This is a genomic window from Cellulomonas sp. Marseille-Q8402, from assembly GCF_965119525.1.
Window position 1 is genome coordinate 1,602,124 of record NZ_CBCPLX010000002.1, and the last position, 24,366, is coordinate 1,626,489.

General features: G+C 74.9%; 18 protein-coding genes. 13 read left to right on the top strand and 5 right to left on the bottom strand.

The window, feature by feature from the left end; all coding sequences use genetic code 11:
• Positions 1–30 precede the first annotated feature (30 nt).
• Together ACWPWW_RS18370 and ACWPWW_RS18375 are read right to left on the bottom strand one after the other, a co-directional pair.
• Complete coding sequence (locus ACWPWW_RS18370) at positions 31–216, bottom strand: hypothetical protein (RefSeq protein ID WP_454051760.1); 186 nt, start codon at positions 214–216, stop codon at positions 31–33.
• Between the two features lie 52 nt (positions 217–268).
• Positions 269–1,513 carry an AI-2E family transporter gene (locus ACWPWW_RS18375; protein ID WP_454051761.1) on the bottom strand — a complete coding sequence of 415 codons (1,245 nt, stop codon included), beginning with the start codon at positions 1,511–1,513 and terminating at the stop codon, positions 269–271.
• A gap of 470 nt (positions 1,514–1,983) precedes the next feature.
• On the opposite strand from ACWPWW_RS18375, the gene ACWPWW_RS18380 reads away from it, so the two are divergent.
• The 7 genes from ACWPWW_RS18380 (at position 1,984) to ACWPWW_RS18410 (ending at position 11,608) form a co-directional block, all read left to right on the top strand.
• Positions 1,984–3,003 (top strand): glycoside hydrolase family 43 protein, encoded by a 1,020-nt coding sequence (locus ACWPWW_RS18380; RefSeq protein WP_454051762.1) that lies wholly within the window; start codon positions 1,984–1,986, stop codon positions 3,001–3,003.
• Positions 3,000–4,295 carry an oligosaccharide MFS transporter gene (locus ACWPWW_RS18385; protein WP_454051763.1) on the top strand — a complete coding sequence of 432 codons (1,296 nt, stop codon included), beginning with the start codon at positions 3,000–3,002 and terminating at the stop codon, positions 4,293–4,295. The genes ACWPWW_RS18380 and ACWPWW_RS18385 overlap by 4 nt, the downstream gene beginning before the upstream one ends.
• Before the next feature lie 69 nt (positions 4,296–4,364).
• The gene (locus tag ACWPWW_RS18390) at positions 4,365–6,923 is read left to right on the top strand and encodes a SpoIIE family protein phosphatase (RefSeq protein WP_454051764.1); all 2,559 of its coding nucleotides are present in this window, start codon (positions 4,365–4,367) and stop codon (positions 6,921–6,923) included.
• A 256-nt stretch (positions 6,924–7,179) separates the two neighbouring features.
• Positions 7,180–8,235: a glycosyltransferase family 2 protein gene (locus tag ACWPWW_RS18395; RefSeq protein WP_454051765.1), complete on the top strand. Its 1,056-nt coding sequence runs from the start codon at positions 7,180–7,182 to the stop codon at positions 8,233–8,235.
• 157 nt (positions 8,236–8,392) lie between these two features.
• Positions 8,393–9,796, top strand: coding sequence for a hemolysin family protein (locus ACWPWW_RS18400; RefSeq protein WP_454051862.1), 1,404 nt, complete (start codon positions 8,393–8,395; stop codon positions 9,794–9,796).
• Between the two features lie 52 nt (positions 9,797–9,848).
• Positions 9,849–10,862: a hemolysin family protein gene (locus ACWPWW_RS18405; RefSeq protein ID WP_454051766.1), complete on the top strand. Its 1,014-nt coding sequence runs from the start codon at positions 9,849–9,851 to the stop codon at positions 10,860–10,862.
• A 173-nt stretch (positions 10,863–11,035) separates the two neighbouring features.
• Complete coding sequence (locus tag ACWPWW_RS18410; protein ID WP_454051767.1) at positions 11,036–11,608, top strand: dihydrofolate reductase family protein; 573 nt, start codon at positions 11,036–11,038, stop codon at positions 11,606–11,608.
• Here ACWPWW_RS18410 and solA read toward each other — a convergent pair whose 3' ends face one another.
• Positions 11,609–12,787 carry an N-methyl-L-tryptophan oxidase gene (gene solA, locus ACWPWW_RS18415; RefSeq protein WP_454051768.1) on the bottom strand — a complete coding sequence of 393 codons (1,179 nt, stop codon included), beginning with the start codon at positions 12,785–12,787 and terminating at the stop codon, positions 11,609–11,611. It abuts the gene before it with no gap.
• Positions 12,784–13,764: a PfkB family carbohydrate kinase gene (locus ACWPWW_RS18420; protein WP_454051769.1), complete on the bottom strand. Its 981-nt coding sequence runs from the start codon at positions 13,762–13,764 to the stop codon at positions 12,784–12,786. The genes solA and ACWPWW_RS18420 overlap by 4 nt, the downstream gene beginning before the upstream one ends.
• A 414-nt stretch (positions 13,765–14,178) precedes the next feature.
• On the opposite strand from ACWPWW_RS18420, the gene ACWPWW_RS18425 reads away from it, so the two are divergent.
• The 6 genes from ACWPWW_RS18425 (at position 14,179) to ACWPWW_RS18450 (ending at position 22,918) form a co-directional block, all read left to right on the top strand.
• Entirely contained in the window at positions 14,179–15,039 is an 861-nt protein-coding gene (locus ACWPWW_RS18425) for an extracellular solute-binding protein (protein WP_454051770.1), read from the top strand.
• Positions 15,040–15,432, top strand: a complete 393-nt coding sequence (locus ACWPWW_RS18430) for a hypothetical protein (protein ID WP_454051771.1) — start codon at positions 15,040–15,042, stop codon at positions 15,430–15,432.
• A gap of 286 nt (positions 15,433–15,718) precedes the next feature.
• A complete protein-coding gene (locus ACWPWW_RS18435; protein WP_454051772.1) occupies positions 15,719–16,558 on the top strand; it encodes a carbohydrate ABC transporter permease in 840 nt (279 codons plus the stop codon).
• Positions 16,555–17,463 carry a carbohydrate ABC transporter permease gene (locus ACWPWW_RS18440; RefSeq protein ID WP_454051773.1) on the top strand — a complete coding sequence of 303 codons (909 nt, stop codon included), beginning with the start codon at positions 16,555–16,557 and terminating at the stop codon, positions 17,461–17,463. The genes ACWPWW_RS18435 and ACWPWW_RS18440 overlap by 4 nt, the downstream gene beginning before the upstream one ends.
• Positions 17,460–21,896, top strand: coding sequence for an alpha-galactosidase (locus ACWPWW_RS18445; RefSeq protein WP_454051774.1), 4,437 nt, complete (start codon positions 17,460–17,462; stop codon positions 21,894–21,896). Before ACWPWW_RS18440 ends, ACWPWW_RS18445 begins: the two co-directional genes overlap by 4 nt.
• A 17-nt stretch (positions 21,897–21,913) precedes the next feature.
• The gene (locus ACWPWW_RS18450) at positions 21,914–22,918 is read left to right on the top strand and encodes a LacI family DNA-binding transcriptional regulator (RefSeq protein ID WP_454051775.1); all 1,005 of its coding nucleotides are present in this window, start codon (positions 21,914–21,916) and stop codon (positions 22,916–22,918) included.
• A 93-nt stretch (positions 22,919–23,011) separates the two neighbouring features.
• Here the strand turns inward: ACWPWW_RS18450 and ACWPWW_RS18455 are convergent, their stop codons facing one another.
• On the bottom strand, positions 23,012–24,226 hold the full coding sequence (locus ACWPWW_RS18455; RefSeq protein ID WP_454051776.1) for an alpha/beta hydrolase family protein: 1,215 nt from the start codon (positions 24,224–24,226) through the stop codon (positions 23,012–23,014).
• Between the last annotated feature and the right edge of the window lie 140 nt (positions 24,227–24,366).

Consider the following 24,366-nt stretch of genomic DNA (forward strand, 5'->3'; position numbering starts at 1 on the left):
CCACCCGACGGCCCCGGTCGGGCGTGCGCGTCAGTCCGGGGGCTCGACCGGGTCCGGCTCGGCCGTCAGGGCGCCGTCCTCCAGGTTCTCCTGGAGGTCCTGGGCCACGTCGTCCCCGCGGTCGACGCCGCCGAGGCCCACCTCGGGCTCGGCGTCCACGGCGTCGGGGTCCTCGCCGGGGGTGTCGGGGATCCAGTCGTCGGTCGCGTCGGTCATGCGTCCTCCGTGCGGCGTCGGGGCGCCCTGGTCGGCGCCGGTCCGCCCGACGCTAGGCGCGGTCGGCGGGCGGCGCGACCGGGGGTCGCAGCTCGCCCTCGCCGGGCAGGTCCGTGCCGTGCTCGGCCGCGGTCTCGTCCCCGGGGCGGCGGCGGCCGGTGGCCTCGTCCTGCAGCAGGGCCGAGTCGACCAGCTCGTGCCGGCGGACGTAGGTGGACATCACCGCCTGGATCGTGGCGGCGACCGGCAGCGAGAGGAACGCGCCGAGCGGGCCGAACACCGCGCCGAACGCGATCACGGACAGGAACGCGACCGCCGGGTTGAGTGCGAGCGACCGCTGGGACACCTTCGGGGTGAGGAACAGGTTCTCCACCTGCTGGTACGCGATGATGAACGCCAGCACGGCCAGCGCCCGCAGCGGCGAGACGGTCAGCGCCACGAGCACCGGCAGGGCGCCGCCGATGTACGTGCCGACGGTCGGGATGAACTGCGACACCAGGCCGGTGAAGACGGCCAGCGGCAGCGCGTAGGGGATGCCCAGCAGCACCAGGAACAGCCACGTCGTGGCGGTCGAGATCGCCGCGAGCACGATGCGGGAGGTGATGAACCCCGCGACCTTGTCCTGGGACACCTCCCACAGCCGCAGCACCTCGCGCTGCCGGTGCGGGGCGAGGTACCGGCAGACGGCGGCGCGGAACTTCGGGCCGGCGCTGGCCATGTAGTAGACGACCAGCAGCACCGCGGTGGCGGTGAACACCCCGCCGGCGATCGAGGTGCCGACACCGATGACCCCGGGCGCGATGTCGCCGACGTAGTCGCCGGCGTTGCTGAGCAGCTCGTCCGTCGCGGGCAGGGCGATGTCGAACCGCTCGTCGGCGAGCTCGCGGAGGTCGGCGTAGTAGCCCGGGACGGACTGCACGAGGTCGACGAGCTGGCTCACGAACAGCCCGCCCAGCAGCGCCAGCACGCCGATGCCGACCACCAGCGAGCCGACCATCGTGATGCCGGTCGCCAGGGTCCGCTTCACGCCGTGCCGGACCAGCCAGAGGATCATCGGCTCCATCGCCAGGGCGACGAACCACGAGATGATCACGATGGTCAGGACGTTGCCGAGCATCGACGCGGCCCGCCAGACCAGGATCCCGGCGAACGCGGCGGCCACGGCCATCACCAGGGCGCGCGGCAGCCAGCGCGGCGGGATGCGGGAGTCGCGGGCGCCGGGCGCCCAGCGCCCCGCGGGTGCGCCTGCCGGGACCGCGCGGGAGCTGGGCTCGTCGGGGGCGACGGGGACGGGCATCGTGCGGCTCCGGTGCTGGTCGAGGGCTGGTCCGAGGACTGGTCCGAGGACTGGCCCGAGGGCTGGTCCGAGGACTGGCCCGAGGACTGGCCCGAGGGCTGGTCCGAGGACTGGCCCGAGGGACCGGTCCGAGGGCTGGTCCGAGGGCTGGTCCGAGGGACTGGTCGACGGAAGGTGCGCCGGTCAGGCTACCGGCGCCCCGCCTGCAGGGTGCCGCGACCGGCCCGCAGATCCGCGCAGCGTGCCGAGTGTGCAGAAGCGGGGGGACATCCGGGACATTCCGCGCGGGTTTGTGCACACTCGCGGGACCCGCGGTGCGCGGTGCGGGGTGCAGGTGCGGAGTGCGCGGTGCGGCGTGCGGGCGGGACCTCGGTCCCCGGGCGGTCGCCGTGGTTGTGTTAGCGTTAACATACAACGATGAAGGTGCGCCCCGACGGCCGGGCCGGCGGGGTCTCGACGAGGAGACGGCAGTGACGGACAGCGTCGGCGTCAACCCGGTGGTGCTGCAGCGGGCGGACCCCTGCGTGCTGCGGCACGACGGGCAGTACTACTTCACGGGCTCGCACCCGCTGTACGACCGGGTGGTCCTGCGGCGCGCGGAGCGGCTCGAGGACCTCCAGGCCGCGCCGGAGGTGACCATCTGGGAGCGGCACGCCGAGGGGCCGATGTCCCACCTGATCTGGGCGCCGGAGATCCACCGCGTGCACGGCGCCTGGTACGTCTACTTCGCCGCGGCGCCGGACGACCACGGCACCGCCGACGTCCCCGGGTCGGCCGAGACGTTCAACCACCGGGTCTTCGTCCTGGAGAACACCGCCGACGACCCGTTCGAGGGAGAGTGGGTCGAGCGCGGGCAGGTGGACACCGGCTGGGAGTCGTTCGCCCTCGACGCCACCAGCGTGGTGCTCGACGGCGAGCAGTACCTGGTCTGGGCGCAGCAGGACTTCGCGGTCCGCGGGCACTCGAACCTCTACATCGCCCGCATGGCGAACCCGTGGACCCTCGCGACGCCCGCCGTTCTGCTCACGCGGCCCGAGTACGACTGGGAGACCAGGGGCTTCTGGGTGAACGAGGGCCCGTCGGTCCTGGTGCGCGACGGCCGCGTCTTCCTCACCTACTCGGGCGCCGCGACGGGCATCGACTACGCGATGGGCGTGCTCACCGCCGACCTCGGCAGCGACCTGCTGGACCCGGCGTCGTGGACCAAGAGCCCCGACCCGGTGTTCGTCTCCGACCCGTCCGCGGGCCAGTACGGCCCGGGGCACAACTCGTTCACCGAGCTGCCCGACGGCACCCCGGTGCTCGTCTACCACGCCCGCACCTACACGGAGATCACCGGCGATCCCCTGTGGGACCCGAACCGGCACGCCCGCGCGCAGGTGCTGCCGTTCGACGCGGACGGCAACCCCGTCTGGGGCACGCCTGTGCCCGACACCCGCCCCACCCCGACCTCGACCGAGGTCCTCACCCCCGCCGGAGAGCCGCAGTGAGCACGACGACCACCCCCGCCGAGCAGCGCCCCAGCGCGCTGGAGTCGCTGAAGCGCGGCGTCTTCTGGAACTACGGCGGCCTGTTCTTCTTCTACTTCGCGGTCTGGCAGCTCGCGTTCACGTTCCTGCCGCTGTGGCTGGCCCGCGAGGGCATGGGCACCGGCGCGATCGGCGTGGTCAGCACCGTCTCGGCGATCACCGCGCTCGTGCTGCAGCCGATCTACGGCTACCTGCAGGACCGCCTCGGGTTCCGGAAGTACCTGTTCGCGTTCGTCGTGCTCTGCGCCGCGGGCATGGGGCCGTTCTTCGTCTTCGTGTTCCAGCCGCTGATCGGGGTCGACCAGTACCTGGCGGCCGTCGTCGGCGGCGTGTTCCTCAGCCTGTGCCTGAACTCGGGCGTCGGCGTCGTGGAGGCGTTCAGCGAGCGGGCGAGCCGCGCCAACGGCTACGAGTACGGGCACGCCCGGCTGTTCGGGTCGCTCGCCGGCGGCACCGCGGCGCTGGTCGGCGGGTTCATCTGGGCCGCGAACCCGGACAGCATCTGGTGGGCCGGCTCCGTGTCGGCGATCGTGCTCGGCACGCTGCTGTTCCTGGCCCGGGTGCCGCAGGCGCCGGAGCGCTCCGCCGCGGACCCGGAGGGTGGCACGAAGATCACCCGGGCCACCATCACGGGTCTGCTGCGCGACCGGAACTTCGTCGGCTTCGTCGTCCTGATGTTCGGCACCGCCGCGCTGTACGACGTCTTCGACCAGCAGTTCCCGAACTACTTCGCCACGTTCGTCACGAGCGGCGACGCCGAGGTGCTGTTCTCCCGCGTCGTCGCGGTGCAGATCTTCGCCGAGGCGGCGTTCATGGTCGCCGCGCCGTTCATCGTCAACCGGATCGGTGCGCGCAAGGGCCTGATGGTGTTCGCGGCGGTCCTGCTGGTGCGCGTCCTGGGGTCGGCGTTCTTCACGCACGAGTGGCTGCTGATCGCCTGGCGTCTGCTCGCGGCGATCGAGATGCCGTTCCTGCTCGTGTCGGTGATGAAGTACCTCACCCGGATGTTCGACGTCCGGATCTCGGCGACCGCGTACATGCTGGGGTTCAACTTCGCGAAGCAGATCGGCATCGCGATCTTCGCGTCGGTGTTCGGCGCCGCCTACAGCGGCATCGGGTTCCAGGCGTCGTACGTCGTGATGGCGGTGGTGATCGTCGTCGTCACGGCGGTCGCGTGGCTGCTCATGGCGGACGACCGGACGCGGGTGGCACCCGGCGAGCCCGAGCACGCGCCGGTGACCGCCGGCGTGTGACCGCGGGGCCCGCCGGCCGGCGCGCTCGCCTATGCTGCCTCCAACGGCCGTGACGGAAGGGGACGACCTGTGCCCGACCGCCGCACCACCGGCCCGGCGCAGCGCGACGACGAGCGCGCCGCCGCCGTCGACCGGCTGCTGAGCTCGGTCGGGAACCCCGCGCTGGAGCGCCTGGCCCAGCTCGCCTCGCGCCTGCTGGCCGCGCCGGCGTCGCAGGTGTCGCTGCTGAGCGACGTGCAGACGATCGGCGCGGCGGCCGGCGTCGTCGCGGGCGCCACCGGCAGCCGCACGCCCCTGCAGGACGCCGTCTGCACGGTGACCGCGCGGCTCGGCGAGCCGCTGGTCGTGCCCGACGCCACCGAGGACGTCCGGCTCAGCGACCTGGCCGCCGTGAGCGACGGCCGGGTCCGCGCCTACCTGGGCGTGCCGCTGGTCGGCAAGGACGGCCTGGTGGTCGGGGCCCTCTGCGTGTACGACGCCGAGGTCCGCGCCTGGTCGACGGACGACGTGCTGGTGCTGACCGACCTGGCCGCCGCGGCGGTCGCGGAGCTGGAGCTGTCGGCGCTGGCCGTGGAGTACGAGGCCGACCGGGTGCGCTGGAAGCTCGCCGTCACGGCGGGCGAGATCGGCAGCTTCGACTGGGACCTGACCACCGGCGTGCTCGAGTGGGACGAGCAGCTGCACGCCCTGTTCGGCGTCGCACCCGGCGAGTTCGGCCGCACCATCGAGGCGTTCTCGGCCTACCTGCACCCCGACGACCGCGCCCGGGTCTCCGACGCCCTGGCGGACGCGATCGCCACCTGCGGCTCGTACACCGCGGAGTACCGCGTGCTGCCCCCGGCGGGTGGGACCCGGTGGGTCAAGGCCCGCGGCATCGCGCTCGCGGGCCCGGACGGCGACGCGGTGCGCGTCCTCGGTGCGGCGTACGAGACCACGGCAGAGCGCGAGGCCGACGCCCGGATCGCCCGCGTGCTCGAGACGATGTCCACGGCGTTCTTCCTGCTGGACGACCGGTGGCGGTTCACGTACGTCAACACCGAGGCCGAGCGCGTCCTGGGCAGCACCCGCGCCGAGATGCTCGGCGGGGTGATCTGGGAGCTGTTCCCGCTGTCCGTCGGGTCCGTGTTCGAGGAGCACTACCGGGGGGCCGTGGAGTCCGGCGAGCCCCGGTCGTTCGAGGCCTACTACCCGCCGCCGCTCGACGGCTGGTACGAGGTGCGGGCGTTCCCCGGCCCCGACGGGCTGTCGGTGTACTTCCACGACATCACCGACCGGCACCGTGCCGAGGAGCAGCGGCGCGCGGCGACGGCAGCGGCCGAGACCGCCCGCAACCGCCTGGCGCTGCTGGCGACGGTGAGCGAGGACCTCAGCTCGACGCTGGACACCGAGTACGCGGTCGGCCGGCTGGCCCGGCACCTGGTGCGGGGATTCGGCGCGTGGTGCCTGGTCAGCCTCTGGGACGAGGACCGCCACCTGCGCGACATCGCCGGCTGGCACGCGGAGCCGCAGCTGCGGCCGACCGTCGCCCGGTACGCCCGGCTCCGGCTCGGCGCGCTGTCGTCGGAGTCGTTCCTGCACCGGGCGCTGCGCTCGGGCGAGCTCGTCGTCGTGCCGGACGCCACCGAGTCCGTCTCCGCGCTGCTCACCGGGGAGGCGCGGGACGTCTTCCGCACCCTCGCGCCGCGGACGGGCTACGCCGTCCCGATGCGGGCGCGCGGGCGCACCGTCGGGCTGATCACGCTGTTCCTCGACGACCGGCATCCGGACCTCGGCGAGGAGGACGTCGCCCTGCTGGTGCAGGTCGCCGACCGGGCCGGGGTCGCGCTGGACAACGCGCAGCTCTACCAGGGGCAGCGCAAGATGGCGGAGACGCTGCAGCGCGCGCTGCTGTCCGCGCCGGCGCAGCCCGACGACCTCGACGTCGTCGTGCGCTACGTCCCGGCCGCGCAGGCGGCCCAGGTCGGCGGCGACTGGTACGACGCGTTCGTGCAGCGCGACGGCTCGACGATGCTGGTCATCGGCGACGTCATGGGCCACGACCGGCACGCGGCGGCCGCGATGAGCCAGGTGCGCACCTTGCTGCGCGGCATCGCCGTCACCACGGGCGGGACGCCGGCGGCGGTGCTCGGCGGGCTCGACGCCGCCCTGGAGACGCTCAAGGTCGAGGCGATGGCGAGCGCTGTCGTGATGCGGCTGGAGCAGACGCCGGAGGAGCGCGCCGCGGGCGTGACGCGCGTGCGGTGGACCAACGCGGGGCACCTGCCGCCGCTGCTGATCTCGCCCGGCGGCGTGGTGCGCGAGCTGCTCGCGGCCCAGCCGGAGCTGATCCTCGGGATCACGCCCGACGGCGCACGCACCGACTCCGAGGTCGAGGTCCCGCGCGGTTCCACGCTCCTGCTGTACACCGACGGTCTGGTCGAGCGGCGCGGGCAGCACCTGCAGGAGGGCATCGACGCGCTCGCGGAGCTGGTCGCCCGCGTCGTCCCGGAGGCGCAGGAGCGCGCCACCGGGTCGGCGACCCTCGACGCCGCCCACCTCGCCGACGCGGTCCTGGCGCGCGGCGGCGCGGGGGAGGAGCCCGACGACGACATCGCGCTGCTCGTCGTGCACCTCGCCCCGCAGCACTGACGGCCCCCGCACGCGCCCCCGCGCGCGCCCGGCCGCCGAGGGTGCAGGAACTCGCCCGAGATGCGCGAGATGTCCGTGGCGTTGTGCACCCTCGGCGCAGCGGTGACCTGGGGCAGGACCCTGGTCGACTGCCGCCTCCCGGCGTACGATCCGGGACGAACTTCGCATATCGGGCGGAGACAGCGGCTCGAGCGGGGTACCCCCCCTCCCGGGTCGCCCGCGCCCCGCGGGCCCCGGGCCCCGGGGGCCCGCCGCCGTGCCGGGGACCCCCCCCGCCGCCGGGTCGTGGCCGCCGACCGCGGCGGTCGGCGGGTCGCGGGGCGCGAGCCCCGCCGCGCCCGGCCCCGCCGCGGCCGACCCCGCGGCCCGGCTCCGGCCGGTCCCGCTCGTCAGCGTGGGCGTGCCCGTCTACAACGGCGACCTCTACCTGGAGGAGGCGCTCACCGCGCTGCGCGACCAGGACCTGGCCGACATCGAGGTGATCATCTCGGACAACGGGTCCACGGACGAGACGCCCAAGATCGCGCGGGAGTTCGCCAGGGCCGACCCCCGCTTCCGGTACGTGCGGTCGGAGACCAACCGCGGCATCCCGTGGAACTTCAACCACGTGCTCGACCTGGCGCGCGCGCCGCTGTTCATGTGGAACGCGGCCGACGACGTGGTCGGGCACGGGCACCTGGTCCGCTGCCGCGAGGCGATGCTCGCGCACCCGGAGGCGGCCATCGCGTTCCCCCGCGTGACGCTCGTCGACGCGGCCGGCGAGGTCGTCGGCTACATGGACGACGAGCAGCTGGACTTCCTCGGCCTCGCGCCCGGCGCCCGCGTCGACCAGCTCCTGCGCCGGCAGTCGTGGCAGGCGATCGCGTGGGGCGGCGTGCTCCGGACCGACGACCTGCGCGCGATGGGCGGCCACCCGCGGTTCTTCGGCGGCGACATCGTGCTGGGCATCCGGTCGGCGCTGCGCAGCGAGTGGGTCGTCGTGCCGGAGCGCCTGTTCTCCTGCCGGCGCCACGACAACCAGAACAGCAAGGCCGTCGGTGCCGACCCGATCGTGCAGGTGCGCAGCTACGACCCGGGGTTCCGGCGACCGGTCGCCTTCCCGCAGTGGTACCTCGCCTGGCGGATGCTCGCCGATACGGTCGTCGCCCCGGTGCCCGCCGCCGACCGGGCGCGGGCGCTCGCCGCGGTGCTGCGCCGGTGGACCCTGCCGCAGTGGCGGCTGCTGGCCTACGACGTCAAGCGGAACGCGATCCGCCTGACCCGGGGGACGTACAAGGGCGCGTACTCGGCGTCGTCGGGGTACTGGGTCTAGCCGTACCCCGCTCGGGACCTCCGTCCCACTCGCCGGGAACTCGGGCGCTGGCTCGCGCGTTGGGGCTGCGACCGAGCCCGGCGACCTGGAGAGAGATGGACGGCGACAGTACGTACCCCCTGTGCCCGCACGAGCAGGCGACGGGGGGTGAGAGGTGATGTGGGTCCTGTCGTTGCTGGCCGGCGTGCTGGTCGTGCTGGCGATCACCGCCGTGACGGGCTACTTCGTGGCCCAGGAGTTCGCGTACATGGCCGTCGACCGGTCGCGGCTGAACGCGCGCGCCGCCGACGGCGACCCGGGTGCGCGCCGCGCCCTGTCCGTCACCCGGCGCACGTCCTTCATGCTGTCGGGCGCGCAGCTCGGCATCACCGTGACCGGCCTGCTCGTCGGCTACGTGGCGGAGCCGCTGATCGGCGACGCGCTCGGCGAGGCCCTCGGTGGTGTCGGCGTGCCCACGGCGGTCGGCGTCGCCGTGGGAACGGTGCTCGCGCTGCTGCTGTCCACGCTCGTGCAGATGCTGTTCGGCGAGCTGTTCCCCAAGAACCTCGCCATCGCGCGTCCCGAGCCGGTGGCGGTGTGGCTGGCGACGTCCACCACGGCGTACCTCAAGGTCTTCGGCTGGCTGATCCGGGTGTTCGACTCCGCGTCCAACGCCCTGCTGCGGGTCCTGCGCATCGAGCCCGTGCACGACGTGGAGCACTCCGCGACCGCCCGCGACCTCGAGCACATCGTCGCGGAGTCCGCCGAGAGCGGTGACCTCCCGCGCGAGCTGTCCATGCTGCTGGACCGGATCCTCGACTTCCCCGGCCAGGACGTCGAGCACGCGATGATCCCGCGGTCGCGGGTCGACGTGGTGCGGCCCGGCACCACGGTCGGCGACGTCCGCGACCTCATGAGCCGGGGGCACTCCCGGTACCCGGTGCTGACCGAGGCCGACGACGTGACCGGGGTGGTGCACCTGCAGGACGTCCTGGCCGCCACGGATCCCGCCGCGCCGGTGGAGCGCCTGATGCGCCGCCCGGTGCTGGTCCCGACGTCGATGGCGCTGCCGGACGCCCTGCGCCGGCTCGCCGCGGGCCGCGACCAGCTCGCGTGCGTGCTCGACGAGTACGGCGGGTTCGCCGGCGTGCTCACGTTCGAGGACCTCGCGGAGGAGCTGGTCGGCGAGATCACCGACGAGCACGACACCGGGGTGCACGCCCCGACCCTCGCGCTGGACGACGGCGCGTGGACCATGGCCGGGGACGTGCACGTCGACGAGGTGGAGCGCGCCGTCGGGCGCGACCTGCCCACCGGCGACTGGGAGACCGTCGGCGGCCTGGTCATCGCCGCGCACGGCTCGCTGCCCGAGGCGGGCACCAGCGTCGTCGTGCTGCTCCCCGACGACCCGGGCGAGCTCGCGCAGGCGGGCGACCCCGACCCCGTGTGGATGCGCGTCGACGTGCTGGAGATCGAGCGGCACGTGCCCGCGCTGGTCCGGGTCACCGTGCCCGCGGAACCGCCACCCACCGGGACCGAGCGCGCCGACGCCGTCGAGCGCCACCAGGAGGACGACCGATGATCACACCCCACGACCTCGCCCGCTGCGCTCCCGAACCCGCGAGGACCCCGCGATGAGCCCCCTCGTCGTGGTCGTCGTGACCGTCGCGCTGATCGCGCTCAGCGCGTTCTTCGTCGCGGTGGAGTTCGCCGCGCTCGCGGCCAAGCGCTACCGGCTGGAGGAGGCGGCGCCGCGCAGCCGGTCCGCCCGCGCCGCGCTGCGCAGCTCCACCGAGCTCACCGTCCTGCTCGCCGGGTCCCAGCTCGGCATCACCGCGTGCACCCTGGCGCTCGGCGCGGTGACCAAGCCGGCCGTGCACCACTGGATCACCCCGCTGTTCGAGGGCTGGGGCGTCGCGCTCTGGCTCGCCGACGCGGCCGGGTTCGTGCTCGCGCTGGTCGTCGTCACGTTCCTGCACCTCGTGGTCGGCGAGATGGCGCCGAAGTCCTGGGCGATCGCGCACCCGGAGACCTCCGCCATCCTGCTCGCGACGCCGATGCGGGCCTTCATGTGGCTGACCCGGCCCCTCCTGCGCGCACTCAACGAGGCCGCCAACTGGTGCCTGCGCCGCGTCGGCGTGGAGCCGGCGGAGCAGGTGGCGACCGGGCAGAACCCGGACGACCTGCGGCACCTGGTCGAGCACTCCGCCAACGTGGGTGCCCTCGACGCCGGGTACTCGGCGCAGCTCACCGGCGCGCTCGAGCTGCAGGACCTGACGGTCCGGGACGTGGCCTCGGCCGGCCCGCCCAGCGCCGTGCGGCCCGGCGCCACCGTGGCCGAGGTCCGCGAGGTCACCCGGGCGTCCGGGCACCTGCGGGTCCTGGTCGGGGAGGGCGACCACCTGGACGGGGTCGTGCACGTGCGGGACACCCTCGCGCACGCCGACGGCGCGCCGGTGGCCCCGCTGGTGCGGCCGGTGCTCCGGCTCGCCGCGGCCACGCCGGTCTCCGGTGCGCTGGCCCAGATGCGCGAGGGGCGCCAGCACCTGGCCCTGGTGCACGAGGACGGGCGCACCGTCGGCGTCGTCACGCTGGCCGACGTGCTCGAGCGGCTGTTCCCGCGGGCCACCCGGGCGACGCCCGTCTGACCCGGCGACGAGCCCGCCCGACGAGGTCGTCGCACCGGCCCGAGGTCGTCCCGCAGGACGGACGACCCCGGGTACGGGCGACGACCTCGCGCGCGTCCTTCCGGCAGCCGGGGCGCCGCCGCTAGGGTCGGTCGCGGCGCCGACGGGGGCGTCCGGAGCGGGGGAGCACACCCATGGGTCGGCTGATCTACTCGATGATCACCTCGGTCGACGGCTACGCGTCGGCACCGGACGGCAGCATCGACTGGGGCGGCGCGGACGCCGACCTGCACACGTTCATCGCGGGCCGGATGCAGGAGGTCGGCACCTACCTGTACGGCCGCCGGATCTACGAGCTGATGTCGTACTGGGAGACCGCGCTCGACGAGCCGGACCAGCCCGCCGCCGGCCAGGAGTTCGCCCGGGTGTGGCAGTCGGCGGACAAGGTCGTCTACTCGCGGACGCACCCCGCGGTGACCACGGCGCGCACGACGCTCGAGCGGCACTTCGACCCCGCCGAGGTCCGGCGCCGGGTCGACGCGCTCGACCACGACGTGACGATCGAGGGCCCGACGCTCGCGGCGCTGGCGCTGCGGGCCGGGATCGTCGACGAGGTGCAGCCGTACGTGGCCGCGGTGGCGCTGGGCGGCGGGCAGCCGTTCTACCCGCCTGATCTGCGCCTGGACCTGGAGCTGCTCGACGAGCACCGGTTCAGCAGCGGGACCGTCTGGCTGCGCTACCGCGTCGCGCAGGACCGCGCACGCTAGTCAGGCGTGCAGGCCGAACTCGGCCGGGTACGCCGGGTCCGTGATCGCGGGCCGGGTGAGCGCGAACGCCGCGATGTCGTGCGGCGTGCTGCCGCTCGTCACCAGGTCGGCCAGCACCGACCCGGCCAGGCTCGCGAACTTGCCGCCGTGGCCGGCGCCGTTGAACACCGCCACGTGCGGGTGGCCGGGCACCGTGTCGAGGACGAGCTCGCGGTCGGCCGGCATGTCGTAGACGCACACGGCGCTGCGCAGCGCCGGGCCCGCGGCCCCGGGCAGGTGCGCGGCGAGGAACCGCCGGGACGCCTCGGTCGTGGCGGGGTCGGCGCGGTGCGTCCGGCCCTCGCTGGTGATGAAGTGCCCGCGCATGTCCCGGGCGATCTTCACGGCCGCCTCGCCGTAGACGGGGAAGCCGTACATCACCTCGTCGCCGTGCCAGACCCAGATCGGGAACCGGTCCGGCGTGAAGTCGGGCAGCCGCGGCGAGGCGACGTAGTCCACCTGCTCCTCCGACAGCGTGAGCCGGTAGTCCAGCCCGAGGTCCGGCATCAGGTCGCCCAGCCAGGACGCGGCGGCGACGACCAGCGCACCGGCCTCCACGTCGCCGCCGGTGGTGCGGACCGTGACGGCGTCGTCGCGGACGTCGACGCCGGTGACGCGGGTGTGCGGGCGGAGCTCGACGCCGGCGGCCAGCGCGAGCGCCGTGTGCGCGGACACCGAGCGGCGGATGTCGATGATCCCGGCGTCGGCCTGGAAGAGCGCCGTCGTCCCGTCCGGCACCTGCCACTGCGGGTAGCGGGCGCGCAGGTCCCCGGTGCCGAGGTCCTGGTACGTCGCGCCGCCCGCGTCCATCGCCTCCCGGAAGACCGCGAGCCGGTCGCTGCCGCCGTTCGCCGGCGGGGCGAGGTCGAGCCCGCCCGTGCGCGTGAACACCTGCAGTCCGGAGTCCCGCTCCACCTGCTCCCACGCGGCGAACATCGCGTCGGTGAGGCGCACGTACTCGGGCCGGTGGTAGCTGCGCCGGATGATCCGTGAGTGGTCGCCGGAGGACCCGAGGGAGTTCACCAGGTCGAACTGCTCGAGCACCAGGACGCGCTCGGCGCCCGCGCGGGCGAGCCAGTACGCGGCGGCCGAGCCGACGGCACCGGCCCCGATGACGACGTGCGAGTACGTGCGGGTCACGGCTCGTACGGTAGCCGCCCGGCCCGTGCCGCCTCCGCCGCGACCGCCACCCGGTCGAGGTCGGGCCGCCCGCCCGGGTGGTCGACGGCGCGGCGCGCGGCGACGGCGGCCCACCACGCGGCCTCGGCGGGCGTGCGGCCGGTCAGCAGCGCCACCGCGAGCGCCGCGACGGTGCTGTCGCCGGCGCCGGTGGGGTCGACGGGGTCGTGACCGAGCAGCGGGGTGACCACGTGCCCGCCGGGCCAGGCGACGACGTTCCCGTCGGCGCCCGCGGCCAGGACGACCAGCCGGGCGCCGCCGCGCACCAGGTCGGTCGCGGCGGCCACGGCATCGGCGACGCCGTCGACCGGCCGGCCGGTCAGCGACGCGGCCTCCTCGGCGTCGGCCCGCAGCACGGCGCCGGCGGCGAGCAGCCCCGCGCGCACGTCGTCGTCCGGCGGGGCCCCGTCCGCGACCACGAGCACCTCCCGCCCGGCGACCTCCCGCAGCGCGCCGAGGACCGCGTCGGCCGGCTGCTGCAGCTGCAGCAGGACCGCGTCCGCCGCGTGCAGCAGGGGAGCGGCGGCGCGGACGTCGCCGGGGGTGAGCAGGTCGCCCGGGTCGACGTGCTCCAGGAGGCGGCGCTCGCCGGGCGGCCCGACGACGTCGACGAGCAGCGCGGTGCGGACGCCGTCCCGGACCGCGACCCCGGTGACGTCGAGCCCGGCGGCCCGTGCCTCCGCCAGGACGCGGCGACCCGCGTCGTCGTCCCCGACCACGCCGACCAGCGCCGCGTCCGCTCCCAGCTGCCGGCACGCCCGCGCCTGGTTCGCGCCCTTGCCGCCGAGGGCCTCGACCCGCTCCCGCACGTCCGCCGACCCGCCGCTCGCGGGGACGCCGTCGACCGTCAGCACGAGGTCCCGCCCCACCTGCCCGAGCACGACCACACGGGGCCGGGCGAGGTGACGGGCGGAGCCGGGCGAGGCGGAGGACGACACCCTCCGCAGCCTCACACCGCCACCCCCGCCCCGCACCCGCAACCCGCCCGGCGCCGCCGCGAGGGCGTCGCCGCGGGTGCGCGTCGGGTCGAGGCAGCGCCGAGGTCGTCACTCGTGCACGAGGTCGTCATGTGTGCGGGACGACCTCGTGCCGTCGTGACGACCTCGCGGGCCGTGGCGTGGGGTGCGGCGCGGGGGAGGGCGGGCGTGCGCGCAGTGCGGGCTGACCTGGGTGGTTGTCGTGGCGCAGATCACTTGATAGCGTTATCAGGCCGCGTGATAGCGATTTCAAGACGTGCAGGGATCCCCTCCCGCCGTCGCGTGGCCCGGCAGCGGTCCAGCGACGGACCGTGCCGCGAGCCTCCTCGACAACGATGACGATGGACGGAGACCGACGTGCACGCGAACCGATCTGTGCGGAACCGCACCCTGGCCGTGGCGGCCGCCGCGACCGCCGCGCTGCTGCTCACCGCCTGCGCCGGCGGGAACCTCAGCGGCGGCAGCGACGGCAGCAGCAGCGAGGACGCGGGCGGCTGGAACGACGCCACCGCGGACCTGACGGGCGTGACCATCACGTTCGGCGGCGGGACCGCGGGCGGCCCCCTGGACGGCGCGATCGAGGCGTTCCAGGAGGAGACGGGCGCCACGATCGAGCGCACCACCTACCCCGACCCGTACGAGCAGAACCTGCAGACCCGCGTGGCCACCGGCGACGTCCCGGACCTCGCGTCCTGGCAGCCGACCACCAGCATGCTCACCTCGCTCCAGGCGCCGACCAACCTGCTGCCGCTGGACGACGCCCCGTGGCTGGACCGCCTGGACCCGGCCGTGCGGGACATCGCCGGGTTCGTCGACGACACCCGGTACGCGGCGATCACCAGGCTCGCCGTCGGTGATGGGCGTCTACTACAACAAGGCGCTGTTCGAGAAGTACGGCATCACCGAGCCTGCCGCAGAGCCTGGGACGAGATGGTCGAGGTCGCCCGCACGATCGCGGCCGGCGGCGACACCGCGTTCGTCGAGGCCGGCGGCGCGCAGTGGCCGACCCAGTGGGCCGTGCAGATGCAGGCTCGCCGAGGCGGCGCAGGACGGACTGTGGGACGAGGTCAACACGAACGCCACCACGTTCGCCGACCCGCCGATCCTGGACGCGATCACCGAGTACCAGACGCTCGTCGCCGACGGCCTCTACAACGACGACCTGAAGACGGCGACGTTCGAGGACCAGGCCGCCCAGCCTGTTCGGCGGCCAGGGCGCGATGGCCCTCCAGGTGAATGCCCTGCTCGAGCAACCTGCTGACCCAGTACGACGCCCAGGAGATCGACGACACCCTCGGCTGGTTCCCGATCTCGGGCGAGGGCACGGTCGCCACGACCATCCCGGACAACAAGAACGGCATCGTGGTGTTCCGGACGGGCGACGCCGAGCGCGAGGCCGCGGCCAAGCAGTTCCTCACGTTCCTGATGACGGACTACTACCCGACGTTCATCGAGGACGGCGGCCTGGTGTCGATCGAGCCCGACGTCGAGAACCCGGAGACGGTGCCCCAGGCCTGGCGCAGGAGATCGCCGCGTCGCTCGAGAGCTCGGTCGGGTCGATGCAGTCCCTCGCCATCGCGAACCCCGACCTCTACATCAACCTGGCGTCGCTGCTCTACGGCGAGATGACCCCGCAGCAGGTCGCCGACGCGACGCAGCAGCAGTTCGCCCAGGCCTGGCCCAGGCGCAGGGCGCCGAGGGCTTCTGACCCGGAGGCGGGACGGGGTGCGCACCACCCCGTCCCGCCCGGGCCCCGAGCCGCCCCGACCCCGACCCGCCCCGACCGACCCCGCAGCGAGGGACCGACGATGACCACCTCCGCGACCGCACCGGCCCGCCCCGCACCCGCGGCGGCCGGCCGCCCCCGACCCCCGCCTCCCGGCCCCGTCGCCGGTCCACCGGGTACCCGTCCTGGATGCTCTGGCCCGCGTTCGGCGCGATGCTCGTGTTCTTCCTGGTGCCGACCCTGCTGAACTTCGTCTACGCGTTCACCGACTGGTCCGCGTTCCGGCAGGGGTTCGGGTTCGTCGGGACGGAGAACTTCACGCGGCTGTTCGCGGACGGCTCGCTGCTGTCGGCGCTGCGCGTCACCCTCATCTGGGCCGTGCTGGTCGCGCTGCTGCAGAACGGCTTCGGCTTCCTGCTGGCGCTGCTGCTGGAGCGTGACTCGCGGGTGAACCGCGCCGCCCGCATCGCGTTCTTCGTCCCGGTGCTGCTGTCGCCGCTGGCCGTCGGCTACGTGTTCCAGGCGCTGCTGCGGCCGGACGGTGCGCTCAACGGCGTGCTGAGCGCGCTCACGGGGTCGGACGTCGCGATCCCGTGGCTCGGCAGCACCACGTGGACGATCGTCGTGGTGTCGCTGGTGCAGGCCTGGAAGTGGATGGGCCTGTCGATGCTCATCTTCATGGCCGGCCTCAAGACGATGCCGACCGACGTCCTGGAGGCCGCGCGGATCGACGGCGCGAGCTGGTGGCGGACGCTGTGGAGCGTCCGGTTCCCGCTGCTCGCCCCGGCGGTCACGTTCAACGTCGCCACCGCGCTGCTCGGGTCGATGAACGGGTTCGACACCGTGCAGGCGCTGACCCTCGGCGGGCCCGCGCGCAGCACCGAGGTGCTCAACATCTTCATCTTCCGCACGTTCGGCCAGGGGCTGTACGCCCAGGCCACGACGATGAGCCTGGTGCTGTTCCTGACCGTGGTGATCATCGCCCTGCCCGTGATCATGTTCCTGCGCCGTCGGGAGAACGTCCTGTGACCGCGACACCCGCCACCCTCGCCGCCCCTGCCGCGGCGACCCGCCGCCCGCGCCGTCAGCGCCGCACCCCGGCCGGCGACCGCCGCACGGCCCTGCGCGTCGTGCACGACGTGCTCGTCGTCGTGCTCGCGCTGGTCGTCGTCGGCGTCCCGCTCTGGCTCGTCCTCGTCACGTCCGCGAAGACGACCGGCGAGGCGCAGCGGCCCGACCTGTCCCTGCCGACCGAGTGGGCGTTCGGCGCGAACGTCCGGCAGGTGATGGACCAGGGCGAGGTGCTCGTCGCCCTCGGCGGCAGCCTGCTCGTCACGGTCCCCGCCGTGGTCCTGCTGCTCGTGCTCGGCTCCGCCGCCTCCTGGGTGCTGGCGCGCCGCACCGGGCGCTGGAACGCGGTGCTCTACACCGTCGGCATCAGCAGCATCGTGCTGCCGCCCGCCGTGATCACCACCGTGCTGACGGTGCGCAGCCTCGGGCTGCAGGGCACGGCGGTCGGCATGGTCGGGGTCTACACCGGCATGTTCATGGGCACGGTGATCTTCTTCGTCACCGGGTTCGTGCGGAACCTGCCGATCGAGCTGGAGGAGGCGGCCCGCCTGGACGGGACGACGCCGTTCCAGCTGTTCACGCGGATCGTGCTGCCGATGCTCCGCCCGGTCATCGCGACCGCGGCGATCCTGACCACGCTCTCCATCTGGAACGAGGTCTTCTACACGTTCTTCGTGCTCGGCGGGGGCGACACCACCACGCTGCCGCTCAACCTGTACAAGGTCGCCAGCGCGGCCCAGTACGTCAACAACTGGAACCTGATCTTCACCTATGTGGTCCTCATGAGCCTGCCCATGATCGTCGTGTTCGCCGTCGCCCAGCGCCGGATCATCTCCGGCGTCACCTCGGGGGCCGTCAAGTGAGCGCCGAGGTGACGACCCGGGCCGGCACGATCGCCCTGGCCAACGACGTCCTCGAGGTCGTCCTCGCCCACGACGCCGCCGGCCCCGTCCGGGTGCTGCGCCTCGGCGCGCCCGGCGCCGCGCACGACCTGCCCGGTACGCAGCCGGTGGTCGAGCTGGTCACCGTCGACGCCGGCCGCACGCCGGCCTCGGACCGCCTCGCCGGCGGCACCGTGTCCACCCGGCTCCGGTACACGGGTCACCGGCTGGAGCGGGACGGCGCGCGGCAGGTCCTGGTCGTCGAGCAGGCGGAGCAGGGCGGGTCGCTGCGCACGGCCCTGCGGCTGGAGCTCTGGGACGGGGTCGCGGCCGTGCGGGCGCGGCTCACCACGTCCGTCACCGCGGACGCGCCCGGCCCGCGCCAGCTGCTCGCCGTGACGCCGCTGGCGCTCGCGGTCGGGGTCGGTGGCACGGGTGACCCGGACGCGCTCGAGGTGAGTGTGGCCGACAACCAGTGGATCGGCGAGAGCCGGTGGCGGACGCTGCCGCTGCGTGCGGCCGGGCTGCCGGACCTGCGGCTCGCCGCGCACGGCGGCGCCGGGGCGCGCGGCGGTCTGTCCCGCACCTCCCGCGGCCTCTGGTCCACGGGCGACAGCCAGCCGGTCGGCGTGCTGACCCGCAGCGGTGCCGCGGAGCGCCCGGCGTGGGCGTGGCAGGTCGAGAGCACCGCCGGCTGGCGGTGGGAGGTCGGCGAGCACGGCACCGGCGCGTACCTGGCGCTCGCGGGCCCGACGGACCTGGACCACGGCTGGAGCCTGGTCCTGGAGCCGGGGGAGGAGCACGTGTCGCCCGCGGTCGCCGTGGCCGCCGGGCCGGACCTGGAGGCCGCGGTCGCCGGGCTGACCGGGGTGCGCCGCGCCGTCCGCCGGCCGCACCCGGACGTCACCGGCCTGCGGGTGGTGTTCAACGACTACATGAACACGCTCATGGGCGACCCGACGACGGAGAAGGTCGTGCCCCTGGTGGACGCGGCCGCCGACGCCGGCGCCGAGGTGTTCTGCATCGACTGCGGCTGGTACGACGACACCGACGGCTGGTGGTGGAGCGTCGGGGAGTGGCAGCCGTCGACGACCCGGTTCCCCGGCGGTCTGCAGGCGCTGCTCGACCACGTCCGCGACCGCGGTCTCGTCGCCGGCCTGTGGCTCGAGCCCGAGGTGGTCGGCGTGACGAGCCCCGTGGCCGACCGGCTGCCGGACGACGCGTTCCTGCAGCGGAACGGCCAGCGGCTCGTCGAGCACGGCCGGTACCACCTGGACCTGCGGCACCCGGCGGCGCGCGCGCACGTCGACGAGGCCGTCGACCGCCTGGTCGCGATGGGCGTCGGCTTCTTCAAGCTGGACTACAACATCAACCCGGTCGCCGGCACCGACGTCGGCGCCGACAGCCCGGCCGAGGGGCTGGTCGGGCACGCGGCGGCGCACCGCGACTGGCTCGCCGGCGTGCTGGACCGGCACCCGGACCTGATCGTCGAGAACTGCTCCTCGGGCGCGATGCGGGCCGACCCCGAGCTGCTGCGGCTGGTGACGCTCCAGTCGACGTCGGACCAGCAGGACGCGCTGGCGTACCCGCCGATCGCGGCGTCGGCCCCGCTGGCGATGCTCCCCGAGGTGGCCGGCAGCTGGGCGTACCCGCAGCCGGAGATGTCGGACGAGCAGATCGCGTTCACGCTGTGCACGGGCATGCTCGGGCGGCTGTACCTGTCCGGGCGGATCGACGCCATGACCCTCCCGCAGCGCTCGCTGGTGGCCGAGGCCGTCGCCGCGCACAAGCGGCTGCGCGCCGACGTGGCCGCCGGGCTGCCGCGCTGGCCGCTGGGCATCGAGCAGTGGGAGCGGCCGTGGGTCGCGGCGGCGGTCGACGCCCCGGACGCCACGCACCTGACGCTGTGGCGGCGTCCCGGCGCGGAGCAGACGGTCGAGGTGCCGCTGCCGCAGCACCGCGGGCACGACCTGGTCGTCACCACGACGTTCCCGACCCGGCTGGCCGCGTGGTCGGCGGCCTGGGACGCCGACCGCGGCGTGCTCACCGTCGAGGCGGCGGGCGACGAGCCCGCCGCACGGACCCTGCGCCTGACCCGGGGCCGGCCGACGCAGCCCGCCCGCGTCGACCTCGCGGAGCGGACGGGCCCCGTGCACGGCGGCGCGACGGGCATGCTCTACGGCCTGGTCGAGCCCGGCGTGCCGGGCCCGGCGCTGCTGGCCGGCGTGCGCCCGCGGACGGTCGCGCAGAAGTCGCCCGGCGGCCTGCAGCACCCGGGCGGCGACGCCCTGGAGCTGCTCGACGGGTTCGTCGCGGCCGGCGGCGCGGACGTGTACGTGTACGTGCAGGACGCGCTGCGGCAGTGGCCGTACGAGGAGGTCGGGATCGCGGCGTACCTGGACGTCCTGCGCGACGCCGTGCGCGCCACCGCCGGCCACCCCGAGCGGGACCGGCTGGTGTGGGTGCCGTTCAACGAGCCGGACTGGATCTGGTACGCCGACTGGTCGCCCGCCGGACGGGACCGGTTCCTCGCGGACTGGGACGCGGCGGTCTCGGTGGTGCGGGCCGAGCACCCGGGCGGCCGCGTCGCCGGACCGAACGAGGCCGACTACCACCCGCAGCGGGTCCGCGACCTGCTGACCCACGCGCAGCAGCAGGGCACCCTGCCCGACGTCGTCGCCTGGCACGAGCTGCAGCCGCGCACGATGGAGACGTACCGGGCGCACCTGGAGCACCTGCGCGCGCTGGAGGTCGAGCTCGGCCTGCCGCCCGCGCCGGTGAACATCGACGAGTACGGGAACCGCCGCGACATGTCCGTGCCGGCGCAGCTGCTGCAGTGGGTCGAGGCGTTCGAGACGACCAAGGTGGATGCCGACCTGGCCTACTGGACGCTCGCGGGCAACCTCGACGACCACGCCGTCGGAGCCGCCCGGCCGAACGCCGGATGGTGGCTGCTGCACTGGTACGCGTCCCTGCGCGGCGAGACCGTCGCGGCCACCGTCCCGCACCCGCGGGTCCGGGACTCGCTGCGCGTGCTGGCGGCGGTGGACGACGACGGCGCGGCCACCGCCCTGGTGGGCGGCACGACCGACGACGTCGAGCTGACCGTGTCCGGGCTGGTGCCCGGCGCGCGGTACCGGCAGCGCGTCGCCGTCGTGACGTGGAGCGGGTACCAGGGCGTCCTCGAGGCGCCGTCGGTCAGCCACGACGGCGTCGTGACCGCGGGGCCGGACGGGGTCCTGGTGGTGCGCGTGCCCGGGGACGACCCGACGGCGGTGCACCGGGTGGACCTGCTGCCGGCCGGCACCGCGACCGCGACCGGCGGTGCCCTCGGTCCCTGGCTGAGCACGGTGGCCGTCGACCCCGCCCGCGTCACGGACGGCGAGCTGGTCCGGCACGGCGACGACCCGCAGCACTACCACGGCACCGGGCCGGTGTCGGTGCTCGCCCTGGCACCCGGTACGGGGTCCGTGGCCTTCGACGTCACGGTCCCGGCCGACGGCGACTACCTGGTCGGCGTCGGCCACGGCACCGCGGGGGTGCCCGCGACGGCGGAGCTGCGCGTCGACGGCGGCGAGCCGCTGGTGCTCGCCCTCCCGGCGACGCTCGAGCCCCGGTACACCGCCCGGGTCGACGTGCCGGTGCGGCTGACGGCGGGCGCTCGCACCGTCGAGGTGACCGGCGCCGACGTGCCGCTGGCCGTCGACCACCTGCGGGTCCGTGCGGTCGCGCCCGGAGCCGTCCGGTACGACGCCGTGCAGGCGCGCCGGACGCCGGGGGTCCGCGCCGACGGTGCCTGGCGGGTCGCGGTGCCGGCTGGCGAGCGGCTGACGTTCTTCGTCGTCGCGGAGCGGGCCGGGACGCACGCCGTGCGGGTCGCCGGCGACGGGGCGGTCGAGCTCCGGGTCGACGGTCGGGTGCTGCCCGGCGGCCACCAGGTCGCGCTGCCCGCGGGGGTCGTGCAGGTCGAGGTGCGCGCGGTCGACGGCCGGGCCGCCGTCGAGGCGCTGGAGGTGCAGGTCGTGGCCGACGTCGTCGTCCGGCGGGCGGGCGACCTCGGGCCCGGCACGGTCGACGTCACCGGGCTGCCCGCCGGGCCGTACCTGGTGACGCTCGACGCGGCGAACGCGCACCGGCTGTCCGGCCACGAGTACAACACCGACGCCGTCGTGCAGCACGTGCGCGTGGGGCAGGCGGGCCACGAGGTGCTCGTCCCGGTGCACCACACCGTGCACGAGGACTCGGCCGACCAGGTCGCGGCGGTCGTCACGCTCGTCGACGGCGGCGGCCCGCTGGTCGTCGCCCCGGCGCCAGGCGGGTCGGGACCGGGTGCCCGGGTCGCGGGGCTCACGCTGCGCCCGTGGTCGGTCGCGCCCGACGCGCCCGGCGCCGGTGCTGGAGCTGCGGGCCCGTGACCGGCCACGATGGGGTGATGAGCAAGCCGGCCAGCATCAGCGACGTCGCCCGCGAGGCCGGCGTCTCGGTGCCGACCGTGTCCCGCGTCCTCACGGGTGCCGCCCGGGTCAGCCCCGAGCGCCGGCAGCGGGTGCTCGACGCGATCGAGGTGCTGCGCTACCGGCCCAGCGCCACGGCCCGGGCGCTGGTCACCGGCCGCCGGGACCAGGTCGCGGTGATGACCTCCGAGACCGCGGTGCACGGCTACTCGACGACCATCAAGGGCGTCGAGACCGCCGCCCGCGCGGCGGGGCACCCCGTGGTCATCTCCGTGGTCGAGAGCGCCGACGCCGACGAGGTCGACCGAGCGATCCAGGTGGTGCTGCAGCTGCCGCTGGCCGGCGTGGTGGTGCTGAAGTTCGACGCGATCGGGGTCGCCGTGCTGGACGCGCTGCCGGCCGACGTCCCCGTCGTGGCCGTGTCCGGCGAGGCCGACGGCGCGCACCCGCAGGTCGTCCTCGACGAGGAGACCGCCGCCGCCGAGCTGGTCCGGCACCTGCTGGACCTCGGCCACCGGACCGTGCACCACGTCGCGGTGCCGCCGTCGCGGGACGAGGACGGCCGCACCACCGGGTGGCGCCGGGCGCTCGAGGCCGCCGGCGCCCCCGTGCCGCCGGTGCTGCTCGCCGACTCGTTCGGCGCGCGCTCGGGCGTCGTCCTCGGGCGCGCGCTCGGCGCCGACCCCGAGGTCACCGCGGTGTTCTGCGGCAACGACGAGGTGGCGATGGGCGTCATCCGCGGCCTCGAGGAGGCCGGGCGCCGGGTCCCCGACGACGTCAGCGTCGCGGGGTTCGACGACCACCCGCTGGCGGCCGTGTGGCGGCCCGGCCTGACGACCGTGCACCAGGACTTCGAGGCGCTCGGCGAGCGCGCGTTCGGCCTGCTCGCCGCCCAGCTGGCCGGCGACCGCCGCCCCACGCTGTCCTCGGACCTCCCGTGGCTGGTCCGCCGCGGCAGCGTGGCCCCGCCACCGCGCCGCTGACGGCCGCACCAGGTGGAGAGCTGTGCCCGACACGCCGGAGCGTGTCGGGCACAGCTCTCCACTTGGTGGTGTGTCAGGCACGGCCGCGACAGGTCAGCCGCCGAGGTACCCGTCCAGCCAGTCGAACACGCGCTCCTCGGTCAGCGCCCGCGCCAGCGGCTGGCAGTGCCCGTCCGCACCCTCGGCCGCCGTGAACGGCAGGACCGTCGACGCACCGCCGGTGAGCGCGGCCAGCCGCAGGGACTGCCCGGGCCAGAACGGCTCGCCCTCCGGGTCGGTGATGAGCAGCGGCGTGGTGATCCGCGCGGCCACGTCGCTCACGTCGTACCGGCGCACCTCGCGCATCGTCGCCGCGTAGCCGTCGACGCCGTACGGGCGGGCGCGGAACCGCCAGCGCGCGGCGGTGCCCTTCGACATCCGCATGCCGATCGCCATGTCGCGGTCGAACGCGTGGTCCTCGCCCTTGTCGAGCAGCTTGAGCAGGCTCCCCGGCACCTCCTGCTCCCACGACGCCGCCACGTCCACGACGCCCGGGTCGACGACGGCCGCGACCGGCCGGTGCTCGAACGCGAGGGCCCGCGCGACCCAGTAGCCGGCCTGGCTGATCCCGTAGACGGCGACGCGGTCCGCGTCGACCTCCGGGCGGGTCAGCAGGGCGTCGAGCACCGGGGTGAGCACCTTCTCCCAGTCGGGCCGGAACGGGACGTCGTGCTCGAACAGCATCGACTGCTGGCCGGGACCGTCGAACACCAGCGCGTGGTACCCGCGGCGCAGCGCACCGGCCACGCAGGCGCGCCACATCGAGGTGAGCGAGCCGTCGCTGCCGTTCACGGCGACCACGGTGGGGCGCGGGCGGCTGCCCGGCGCGCGGAACAGGTACCCCGGCAGCGCGCCGTCCTCGTAGGGCAACCGCACCCGCTCGACGTCCAGCCCCGAGGCGTCCAGCCACCGGTCCCACGCCTGCCGGTGCGCGCGGAACGCCGGCAGCAGCGCGTCCTGGGACTCCAGCGCCGCGACGGCATTCACCGCGGTCGCGAGGTACGTCGACGCCCGCAGGTAGGCCGCCGCGGCGCTCGCGGTGTGCCCGGCGGCGGCGGACGCGTCGGCCTGCCGCACCAGGCGCTCGCCGAGGTCGTGCCACGCGGTGAACCACGCGTCGTGGTCCTTCCCGCGGACGCCCTCGACGGCGGCCAGCACCTCGCCCACGTCGGCGGCACCGGTGCCCGCGTGCCCGATCACCGAGCGGATCTCGCGCTCCTGGTCGTCGTCGGGGGAGAACCGGAAGGGGTGCGTGCCGTGGCCGGACATCGTGCCTCCTGGGTACGGTCGTCGTCCCACCGTGGCCCGCGGACCCGGGCGCGGCATCACCCGCCGCGGTCGATCGGGCCGCAGACGTCACGCCGGGACGTCGTACCGGGCACGTCGCGGCGGGAACTCACCGCGGGACC